The organism is Lactobacillus sp. UMNPBX1 (assembly GCF_002554085.1).
Lineage (GTDB): Bacteria > Bacillota > Bacilli > Lactobacillales > Lactobacillaceae > Lactobacillus > Lactobacillus crispatus.
The window spans coordinates 37,474-48,029 of sequence record NZ_PCZI01000015.1; the positions used below are offsets into that span (position 1 = coordinate 37,474).

General features: G+C 32.1%; 15 protein-coding genes. 13 read left to right on the top strand and 2 right to left on the bottom strand.

The annotated features are described in order from the left end of the window. Nucleotides 1–28 precede the first annotated feature (28 nt). The gene (locus CP352_RS08220; RefSeq protein WP_013086294.1) at nucleotides 29–568 is read right to left on the bottom strand and encodes a GNAT family N-acetyltransferase; all 540 of its coding nucleotides are present in this window, start codon (nucleotides 566–568) and stop codon (nucleotides 29–31) included. Between the two features lie 3 nt (nucleotides 569–571). Next, nucleotides 572–1,030, bottom strand: coding sequence for a hypothetical protein (locus CP352_RS08225; protein ID WP_013086295.1), 459 nt, complete (start codon nucleotides 1,028–1,030; stop codon nucleotides 572–574). A gap of 157 nt (nucleotides 1,031–1,187) precedes the next feature. Here CP352_RS08225 and CP352_RS08230 point away from each other — a divergent pair, with 157 nt between their 5' ends. The 13 genes from CP352_RS08230 to CP352_RS08290 form a co-directional block, all read left to right on the top strand. Further along, nucleotides 1,188–1,997 (top strand): DUF2785 domain-containing protein, encoded by an 810-nt coding sequence (locus tag CP352_RS08230; RefSeq protein ID WP_089143607.1) that lies wholly within the window; start codon nucleotides 1,188–1,190, stop codon nucleotides 1,995–1,997. Nucleotides 1,998–2,008: 11 nt separating this feature from the next. After that, nucleotides 2,009–2,311: a MazG-like family protein gene (locus tag CP352_RS08235; protein ID WP_013086297.1), complete on the top strand. Its 303-nt coding sequence runs from the start codon at nucleotides 2,009–2,011 to the stop codon at nucleotides 2,309–2,311. Next, complete coding sequence (locus tag CP352_RS08240) at nucleotides 2,304–2,669, top strand: DUF6176 family protein (RefSeq protein WP_013086298.1); 366 nt, start codon at nucleotides 2,304–2,306, stop codon at nucleotides 2,667–2,669. The genes CP352_RS08235 and CP352_RS08240 overlap by 8 nt, the downstream gene beginning before the upstream one ends. A 126-nt stretch (nucleotides 2,670–2,795) precedes the next feature. After that, complete coding sequence (locus CP352_RS08245) at nucleotides 2,796–3,620, top strand: glutaminase (RefSeq protein WP_089143608.1); 825 nt, start codon at nucleotides 2,796–2,798, stop codon at nucleotides 3,618–3,620. Between the two features lie 49 nt (nucleotides 3,621–3,669). Further along, nucleotides 3,670–5,052: a fibronectin type III domain-containing protein gene (locus tag CP352_RS08250; RefSeq protein ID WP_089145596.1), complete on the top strand. Its 1,383-nt coding sequence runs from the start codon at nucleotides 3,670–3,672 to the stop codon at nucleotides 5,050–5,052. Between the two features lie 256 nt (nucleotides 5,053–5,308). Continuing rightward, nucleotides 5,309–5,836 carry a GNAT family N-acetyltransferase gene (locus CP352_RS08255; RefSeq protein WP_089151061.1) on the top strand — a complete coding sequence of 176 codons (528 nt, stop codon included), beginning with the start codon at nucleotides 5,309–5,311 and terminating at the stop codon, nucleotides 5,834–5,836. A 39-nt stretch (nucleotides 5,837–5,875) separates the two neighbouring features. Beyond that, a complete protein-coding gene (locus CP352_RS08260; RefSeq protein ID WP_065990792.1) occupies nucleotides 5,876–6,658 on the top strand; it encodes an alpha/beta fold hydrolase in 783 nt (260 codons plus the stop codon). Between the two features lie 25 nt (nucleotides 6,659–6,683). Beyond that, entirely contained in the window at nucleotides 6,684–7,268 is a 585-nt protein-coding gene (locus tag CP352_RS11365) for an MFS transporter (RefSeq protein WP_233186927.1), read from the top strand. Between the two features lie 178 nt (nucleotides 7,269–7,446). Next, complete coding sequence (locus CP352_RS11370) at nucleotides 7,447–7,773, top strand: hypothetical protein (protein WP_257796885.1); 327 nt, start codon at nucleotides 7,447–7,449, stop codon at nucleotides 7,771–7,773. 93 nt (nucleotides 7,774–7,866) lie between these two features. After that, nucleotides 7,867–8,580: a coenzyme F420-0:L-glutamate ligase gene (locus CP352_RS08275; RefSeq protein WP_089147369.1), complete on the top strand. Its 714-nt coding sequence runs from the start codon at nucleotides 7,867–7,869 to the stop codon at nucleotides 8,578–8,580. A 25-nt stretch (nucleotides 8,581–8,605) separates the two neighbouring features. Then, complete coding sequence (locus CP352_RS08280; protein WP_057726938.1) at nucleotides 8,606–9,106, top strand: kinase; 501 nt, start codon at nucleotides 8,606–8,608, stop codon at nucleotides 9,104–9,106. A 49-nt stretch (nucleotides 9,107–9,155) separates the two neighbouring features. After that, nucleotides 9,156–9,917, top strand: a complete 762-nt coding sequence (locus CP352_RS08285) for a nucleoside phosphorylase (RefSeq protein ID WP_013086307.1) — start codon at nucleotides 9,156–9,158, stop codon at nucleotides 9,915–9,917. Nucleotides 9,918–9,948: 31 nt separating this feature from the next. Continuing rightward, the coding region (locus CP352_RS08290) for a nucleoside phosphorylase (RefSeq protein ID WP_098034907.1) at nucleotides 9,949–10,556 on the top strand (608 nt) is incomplete at its 3' end.

Sequence of the window (10,556 nt, forward strand, 5' to 3'; positions counted from 1 at the left end):
CTGGCAGTAAATTGTCAAGATATCATCCTTATTTGTTTTTGCATTTTTCCCACTCAGATCTTAAAACGCCATATTTTACGCTGTCATAATAAAAGCCTTGAAAATAGCGAACTCTGCGAATTTGAGCTTCTTTTTTTAGCCCAATTTTTTCAGCTAAATGCATCATTCTTGGATTGCCGCTCCAGGTTGTTAAACCAATGTGTTCTAAATCAGGATATTCAGAAAATATATCAGTAATCCATTTTTCTAAAGCTCTTGTTCCAAGGCCACCATGCCAATAATTGGGATTATAAATAACTATTCCAATTTCAAGCCAAAGTGTTGTTTTATCAATCCAATTTTTCGACACCATACCTATTGCTTGCCCATTACTAATAATGGCTTTGCATGATTTACTCAGTAGATAGGTAGAAATGGGACTTTCTTTAAAGTCAGAAAAAGACTGATAGGGAATGTAATCGTTAAAATATGGCGCATTCCATTTAGTCCATTCTGGATTGTTTGCTTTGAATCCATCTTTCCAAATATCTTTTAAGTATGAAGAGTTAAAATTTTCCAGATTTAGCATTATTTAATCCTCTCTTTTGTCTGGTTGCTTTCCAGATTTGCAAATATAAAAAATCTCAATCACAAAGCTTAATAGCCAAATTAAAGTTAAAGTGCCAGCAATTGCAAATAGAACATATGAAAATTGTGGATTTTCTTTTAGTTGACTGGAAGCATAAACCATTAAAATCATGCCACACCAAAAAGTAATATTTTCTATTATAGTCATCGTTTTTACTTTGGCATTTTGCTCAAGACGAACTGTTTCTGCATCATTACCATCATCTTGGTTATCATTAGGACCCTTTATTAATTGTTTTAGATATATTGATGAACTAAAAAGTAAGAAAAGGATCAATAAAACATTCCAAAAAAGACCTTTATAGATATGTTCATGAATTTGTAAATATGACGCAAAACTTAGTAAAGCAACACAGCTGATGGATGCGATAAGTGCAAGAGTGTATTTGATTTTCTTTTTCATTTGCTCATCTCCATTTGTTTATTGAAAAGCTATAAAATTATGGTACATTAATAATAAATAAGATTTTTATTAATGTAAATAGGAATATATGAAAACTTTGTTTTAATCATAAATAGTTTAGTGTTGCACAAGGTACAATAAGAATTAAGGTGAGCAAATGGATTTAAAAATCTTAAAACAAAAATTGAATAATTCTAACGCTCAATATTTAGATGAAGAAGTAAATTGGCTTTTAGAAAATATTGGCAATTCTAAAAGTGAAATTCGAGATGACTTAGTATGCAATAGCTTGGGTGCTGGCTTTTTCGAAGAAAAATTTACCAATAAGCAAGTTTTATTTTTGATAAATCAACTTGAAGAAAGAAATCTTTTATTCTATAGAATTCAAGAAAATGGGGAAGCTACATTAACAAGGTCTTTTACGTGCTTGTTGTGGGATTTAATTATTCGAACAAATAATGATAAAAAATCTCAGTATTATCAAATCTTAGATAAGAATAAAGAAAAGCAGATTTTTAAAAACTTAATTCATTATTTAGCCAATGAGCATGATTTTACTGGCTTTTCCAAGGAATATGGTTGGGTTCATGCAGTTGCGCATTGTTCGGACGCACTGGCAGATAGTATACTATGTGATGATTTTGATCAAAGAATGGTAGCCGATTTTTTATTAGCGACTAAAGAAATGTTGAATAAGGTTGATAGACGTTTTATTGACGGGGAAGAATATCGTTTAGCCGATGTTTTTGTAAATGGATTTAAAGCACATAAGATAAATTCAGATATTTTTGTTAATTGGATAAAATCATTTGCTTTTAATCCTTATTCAGATGAATTGTTAGAATACTATCGATTTAATAATTTGAAGTCATTATTACAAGATATATATGTAAAATTAAATTCTATTTCATTGCTTGATCTTAATGTGAAAGAAATAGTAGAGAAAAAGTTTAATAGTGAATATTGAGGATTGAAACTATGATTATTGATACCAAGAAACTTCAAAAAGCCGTTATTGAGAACAAGAAAAAACATAATTTTAATACCACTGATGTGAAGTTTGAACTGCTATTATTGTATGGTGAAGTAAATGAACTGTTTCAAGCTTGGCTAAAAGAAGACCAAGAAAATATCAATGAAGAATTAGCAGATGTAGCCATTTTTCTATTAGGAATCTCTGAAATGCTTGGCAGTGATCTGGGAGAAGATATTGTTAAGAAAATGGTGATTAATGCAAAGCGAAAATACATTAATGGAAAGAAGATAATCAATGATGACTAAGGTAGAATTAACGCGTTTTAGAATTAAAAAAGGAAAAGAAGAAAAAGCACAAGAATGGATGGATTTTTTGAATGATCATCACACTGATACTGTGGCCACAATGGCTGGTGAAAAGATGTACGTGGAAAGTGTCTTTAAGGAGAAAAATCCAGATGGATATACATATTTTTACTGGTATTCAGTTCAAGGAGAAGGCGGAAATGCCGTTGAAGAGTCAGAAAGTTATATCGATAAGAAACATATTGAATATTGGGATGAATGTATTGATCCCGAATATAAGCCGGTTGACATGAAGCTAGAAGAGAACTTAATTGCACCGGCTGTTGAAAGAATAATTGGGCAAAATACAGAAAATTAGTGTGATAAGAAAAACATATAGAGTTAAAATTTAGACAAGTTTGAAGATTAAATATTGAACGTGAGGCAGATTCTTATGGAGAAATCTGTCTTTTTTGTAAAATAAGAATGAAAGGGGATGCAGAGTATGACTGATTTAGCAAACTTAGTAACTAAAAATTTACCGCAAGTAGTGAATGGTCATGTTGCAACGTATATTCCGGCATTGGCGGAAGTAGAACCAGAACAACTTGGAATAGCAATTTATAATTTGGACGATGGAAAAATTTCAGTAGCTGGTGATAGTGAAACTTACTTTGCAATTGAAAGCATCTCCAAAGTCATTACATTACTTTATTCAATTGAAACTTTGGTTTTAGATTTTGTTAACTCTGGTGCTATTTTAATGACTTCAGTAATTAAGGATACTGAAGATAAAAGTGCATTTGAACAAATTCTTAATTTTACTAGAGAAATTTGTAATGATCCCCAAATCAAATTGAATGAAGAGATCTTTAAGTCTGAACAAAAGACAGGCGATATGAATCGATCTTTAGCTTATTACATGAAAGCTAAGGAAATTTTGAAAGCCGATGTTGAAGAAAGTTTAACTACTTACTTCAAACAATGTTCAATGATGGTAACGGCACGTAGCTTAGCTAATTTTGGTGCTGTTTTAGCCAATGATGGAATTAAACCTTGGGATAATAAGCGAATTGTTTCAAGTACTGCTGCAACTTTTACTAAGTCCTTGATGATGACAACGGGGTTATATAATGCGTCAGGAATATATTCTGCTAAAATTGGTATTCCTACTAAGAGTGGTGTTGGAGGTGGGCTTGTTTCTTCAGTACCTAATAAAGCTGGGATTGGCATTTTTAGTCCACCACTTGATGAAGTTGGTAATAGTATTGCCGGCTTAAGTCTGCTCGAGGATGTAAGCAAAGAATATAGGTGGGATATTTTTAGTTAGGGTATAAAATCAATAAAGCATTATAATAGCTTATGAAAGGACAACAATTATGAAAATTAATAAATATCTGATTGCAACTTCATTGGCAGGAGCATTTGTACTATTTTTAAATACAAATTCTTCTACTGTTCAAGCTGCTACGATCCAAATTCCGACTCAAGGCACAAGTTATGTACGCAAAGGCAACACTTATAAGCTTCATTTAAAAGAAGCTGGTAGAGTAACAGTTAATACAAATGCCAAGATCAGAATCTACAATAGTATTGATTGGGAGGCCATTCCTTATTCAACCGATAAGAAAAATACTAAAGAGTATTATCTTAGATCCGGAAATTACAAAGTAGTTGCTAAGAATCCGGGATCAAGAAAAATTAGAATTAGTTATACTAAATTGACTAAACTTAGAAAACAGTTAGATGATTATCCAATTTACCGCACTACAAACAGCTATACTTATAGTCCTGAAATTTCATTAGGACAAAAGGTAAAGGGATTTTCTGACATGTTTAGTAGCTATAAAAATAGCACGTATCATAGTTACACATTAAAAGTTGATAAGTCACAAAAATTAACTATGGGCATGAACTCGATGCCGGTTTATTACAATGGTCATAGAACAATCATTACTATGCAAAGTAAGAATGGCTTTAGTTATTACCTGCCATCTTCAATGTTCAATGGTAGACAAGATAATAAAAAGATAACTTGGTATGTCGCAAAAGGTGAGTACAAATTAAACATTCAAACTCGTGGTTTATTTAATTTCAAAATAACAGGTGAAAATACTGACCAAGTACCAGTCAAAAATGAAGTTACAAAGTTGACACCAGTAAAAGACGGATTGCAAGTTGATTTTACTAAGTCTGAAGGTGCGACTGAATATGTCATCTATATAAATAGTGGCAGTGGCTATATTCCTGCTGCTGTGCCAAGAATTAAAGCAAGTGAATCATTAAGCACGGTAATTCCATCTAAGAGCCTTGTTAATGGTAAGACATATCAAGTCGCTGTTTTACCTATCAATCGTGCGAACGGATTTGATATTAATGGTGAACTTTCTGATGCAAAGACGATCGATTATCATGCTGTAACGGATAATAAGAATGTGCCAGATAAAATCCCAGTTGATGTCAGCTATTATGATGATAATGGTAGTGATGAACCATACATCGATATTAAATGGCCGGTTAATAAAAATATTAGTAGTTATGAAGTTCAATATCGCTTAAAAGGTCAGAGTGAATGGCAAAATTTCTTATCATCATCAAGTAATGGTGATGAAATTACATCCAGCTCTGATAAAAATAGTATTTGCTATTTCGAAAAAGGTAAGACATATGAGATACGTGTCCGTGGCCTCAACAGTAATATAGTTGGTCCATGGTCTGATATAAAGACAGTAACGGTAAACGTAACACCAGCTGGTAATTAAGTATAATTATTTTTGGCTATGAAAAATTTGTGGCTAATAGGCAGAGATTTTAGAGGTCTCTGCTTATTTTTTGGCCAATTTTATTAGTTGGTATAAAGAAAATCATTTAATTTAAGAATATGCTGGAGAAACCAGGGAGAAAAACTATCTTCCTGGTTTTTTACGTGTGAAAATATTATAAATATCCTCTTGAAATATTAAATTTATTTAAGTAATATTTAATACAACGTATTTTGGAGGAAAGGAGATACTCGAAATGTGTCATACTGCTTTTGTTTTTGTTTTACATAAATTTCTAACTAAAAATAAAGAAATCGAATTAGTTCTTCCAGAGACTTGGCAAGCAAAAGACTTATTTGATCAACTTCAAAAAAATCTTACTGAGTTTTCTAAGTGGTTAGTTTGGGCCAACAAAATTGATTCTGTTCAAAAAGAAGCCGATTCAATTAAAATGTTTCAACAAAAAATGGTTGATGGTACAGCATTCAACCTAGTTATTTTAGTTGATGGACAGCCAGCTGGCATGATTGACTTACATAATTTGAATCATGAATCTGGCGAAGTAGGATATTGGCTTTCTAATGATTTTCAACATTTAGGAATTATGACTGAATCTGTCGAATTTCTTAAGAAATACGCATTTGAACAGTTGAAGCTTGATTATTTGATTTTAAGAACTCATCCTAAGAATTCCGCTAGTCAGAATGTAGCTAAGCGAAGTAGTTTCGTGTATTTAAAAGATGATGAAAATGGGCATAAGGTATTTGTGCTAAGAAATAATTAAAATATAACGACTTCAAAGTTTTAATAAAGGGAGAAATTTATGCAAAGAAGCGATATTGAAACTGAATTAGGCAAGATTAATTTTGCCTATCGAAAGGGAGATCCATTAGTTGTTTTTTTGAATGGCTTTGGTAGTTTTGATACAGCACAATCTTTTTCAAAAGTAATTGAAGCTTTGCCCAATAAGTATGGCTATTTTGCATCAGATTATTTGAATAGTGGCTTTAGTGGCAAGTCTTTAAAGGACTATACAGTATCAGACGAAGCTACTAAATTAGCTAAAATTATTAACGATTTTAATGCAAAAAAAGTTATAATTTTGGCTCATAGCATTGGCGGTGTGTATGCTATGCAAATGAAAGATAAAATCAATAATTTGAAGGCTTTTGTAGGAATTGAGCCAACTACTAGAGAAATCATGTTAAATCCTCCAAAGGAACCAGCTTATATTGAGAAAAATAAAAACATGGCAAAACTTCAAGAAAAAATTGAAGCTGATCTTAGAGAAATTTTTACTCCAGAAGAAAATAAAAAGTTTTGGACAACTACAGAGCAAAATGCGAAGAAATTTGATGAAAAGGATAATTTAAAAGCACAAGCAGCCTACGAAAATGATTCGTTTTGGAAAAATACTACCAGGATAAGTGATAGAACACCAAGTGTTGTTATTACAGAGAAGTATCGTAAAAATGAATATAAGCGGTCAGAATACGTTTCAAATAATTCGCAATCTAAAGTTGTAGTTATGGGTGATTCACATTATATTCATTTTGAATATCCAAAGAAAATTGCAGAAATAGTTGAAGAGGTTATAGATTTTTAAGAAAAAACAATAGGAGTTGATGGTCATGAGATTAAAGAGTGTAAGTTTTAAAATTGCAATTTTATTTTTAGTTTTTACAGCAGTTTTTACACTTTTCCGATCATCAATGTCAGGAATTTTTTCATTATTTTATGCTAAAAATGGAATCCCGGATGCAAATATTAGTTCAATAAAATCTTTTCAAAATATCGGTATTATATTTGGTCTTCTTCCAGCAGGATATTTAGCTGATAGAATTGGAAGACTGAAAGTTCTAGCTTTATCATCTTTAGTTATTGCCACGAGTTTTTTCATTCTAATTCTATTTAGAAACTTCTTTTTCTTTTCAACGGCAGAGCTTTTATATGGTATTGGCTTAGCACTTAATTCAGGTACTTTACTTGCCTATGTAACTGACTTACAGGAGCAAACTAATGGGGATGCAAGTAATTATTTTGAATTTAACCACATTAATCGGTGGAAATATTGGGACTGGCTATTTGGAATTAAAGATACTGCACCGATATGGTTCGCAATGCTTGGACTTGCGTTATATCCAGCTCTTATTTGGTTTATGATAAGTATCCTATCCTTTTCAGATAATAGAGCTTCTAATAAATGTAGGCTATGATTGTGGAACGCAATTTATCCTTATCTATTGGTCGATTATTTATGTTGAAAAATTAGGTTTTAATCTTTCACTGGTTTACACGTTATTTATGTGTGCATTAATTCTAGGATCAGTTTTATTTAGTAAAATTTCTACTTCTGTTAATTCAAAGAATCTTACTTTATTGAATACTGTGTGCATGATTGGTGCATTTGTATTAAGTGGAACTCTAGAAAATAAATATATACTGTTTTGTCTTTTTCTATTAATTGAACTATTGATGGGAATGATGTCGGGACAAATTTCAGCTACTAGTAATGAGGCTATTTATGGAAAAAGCAATAAGTCAACTATGCTTTCGACTATTTCATTTATTGCAGAGATCTTGGTTAGTATTTCATTATTTATAAGCAATAGTATTATGAAAGTATTTGGAGACTTGAAAGTAATGTTCTTTGTATCCGCAGTGTATTTTGGTGTTGTTTTGCTAACAATACCATTAATAAAGGAAAAAGATACCAGATAAATCATGGTAACCGATCATAAAAACACTGAAGTATTGCGATAGAAACGAAATTACTGTTTTGGGCAAATTAACATCTGATTTGAGGTTATAGTCATGATTACAATTGAAGCGCTGCATAATTTTCCAAAGATAGAGAAAAAGTGCAATTTAAGTGCAGAAATAATTAGGACAATCAAAAATGAAGAATTTAATATACGCGATAATGATATCTTATGTATTGCTTCTAAGTTGATTTCTAAATCTGAGGGTTTGTTTGTTGATTTAAAATCTATTAATCCAAGTCAATTAGCCTTACGTTTGCATCAGCAAATACCCCGAAAAGATCCAAGATTAATTCAAATTATCATTGATCAAACCAGTGATAAGAGTGGTAAGAAGCTGCAGATATCTAAGAACTTTATTGGCGGGTGGCTGCCGAATGGTTTGTTTTTAACTAGTGCAGGTGTAGATAAAATTGATGCTGGTACTGCAATAGTTTTACCTAAAAATTGTGATGAAATTGCTAAGAGAATTAGTGATGATATTTTTGATCAATTAAAAGTCAGAGTAGCTATTATAATTACTGATAGCGATGGAAGAATTGATAAAAAAGGTGCAACTCAAGTAGCAGTTGGATTGTATGGTATTTCTGGTTTAAGAAAAAGTCAGCATGAAGATAAAACTAATGTTGAAACTATCTGTGACATGTTAGCCGCCTCTGCAGGATTATTGATGGGGCAAAAAGGGAAAATGCTGCCTATTGTTAAAATTCATGGTATAGATTATACATTTGATAAGTTTGCAACAATTAGGGATGCAGTGAACTAGTTTTAAGAAAGTGAAGATTTCTATGATGACATCAAAATTAATTATAATTCGAGGAAACTCTGGCAGTGGCAAAACTACACTGTCTAAAGAAATTCATCGTCGATTGCCACACAATACACTATTGATTCCACAAGATACAGTTAGAAGAGAAATGCTGAATGTTAAAGACGGAGAAAAGACATTTGCTTTGCCATTATTAGAAAACTTGCTTGAGTATGGTTATCATCACTGTTCTTACACTATTTTAGAAGGTATCTTGAATGCGAAATGGTATGCTGATTTATTCAAAAAATCTCAGCAGCTTTTTGGTGATCAAATTTATGCCTATTATTTTGATATTCCGTTTGAAGAAACAATGAAACGCCATAAAACTCGTCATGAACATTCTTTTGGTGAAGAAAAAATGCGCTCATGGTGGAATGAAAAAGATTATCTTGGTTTTATTCCCGAGTATGCTTTTACTAGTCAGATGAATTTAGACGATGAAGTTGAAATTGTGATGAATGATATTCAAGTAGAGGACTAGCGATGGTTCGAGACTGTTTTAATGAGGATATTTAAGGGAGAGGGTATACATGAATGAAGAACCATTTATTTTAGACTTTGATTTAAATAAAAAAGCTGTAATAGAGCCTGGAGTCGAAAATTTACAGTATAAGTTTCATGAAAAATTACTTTTTGCGTTTGTTCCAGATGATGAGATTAAATCTTTTTTAGATAAACACTCTCATAAGACTTTAGGTAAATTTAAAACTGTTTCGTTTAGACCAAAAGTATATGAAGTGAAAATCAATAACCAATTAATCACTTTGTGTCAAGCTCCAGTAGGAGCATCAGCTTCAACTAAATTTTTGGATTGGTTGATTAACTACGGAGTTAAACAAGTTTTATCTGTTGGAAACGCAGGAGCTTTGGATAATCTACCTGAAAACACGATGTTTGTCCCTCAAGAAGCGATTCGCGGAGAGGGGACATCTTTTTACTACAAAGAACCAAGTAAGATTATTGCATTAGATAAAAATTTTGTAAGAAGAGTTGAGAATGAAATAAAAAATTTAGGTTTCCAATATGAAAAGGGAACAACTTGGACAACAGATGGATTTTTTAGAGAAACACCTAATCAAGTTTTGCAAGCTAAAAAACTAGGTGCAAAAACTGTAGAAATGGAGTGCTCAGCTTTAGCTGCTTGTGCAGAATTTAGAAATATAAGTTTTGCACAAATTTTGTTTACTGCCGATAGTTTAGCTGATATGGATAACTATGATAAACGTAACTGGGGCCATGATTCATATAGCGTTAGCTTGAATATTGGATCTCAGGTATTAGCGAGTTTATGATAATATTTCAACTAAAAATGGAGTGTAAAATATGAACAAACAACCATTCATTTTAGACTTTGACAAAAATAAGCATGCAGTTCTTGAACCAAATCATGATCAAGAGCCATTTCAGTTTCATCCAAGATTGCTTTACGCATTCGTGCCGGAAAAAGAAATTAATGCATTTTTAGATCACCATTTTCACCGTACTTTAGGTGAATTTGAGTCATGTTCTTTTAATCCTAAAATTTATGAAGTTCAAATTAATAACGAATTTTTCACTTTTTGTCAAGCGCCCTTGGGAGCACCGGCAGCTGTACAGTTGCTTGAATGGCTAATTGCTTATGGAGTAGAAAAGGTGTTAACCATTGGAACAGCAGGTGCCTTAGTAGATTTACCTGAAAATGCGATGCTACTTCCAACACGTGCAATTCGAGATGAAGGGACATCTTTTCACTATATGAATCCTGGACAACTTGTGGAACTAGATTCTATATTTTTGAAGGAAGTAGAAAAGATTTTAGTTGAGCTAAATATAGAATATGACGAGATAACGACTTGGACAACAGATGGTTTCTTTAGAGAAACGCCTAAAAAAGTGGCTGCTAACTTCCCAGAGCAATCAAACTCAAGTCCTCTGAGAAAGTGCCCTAAACC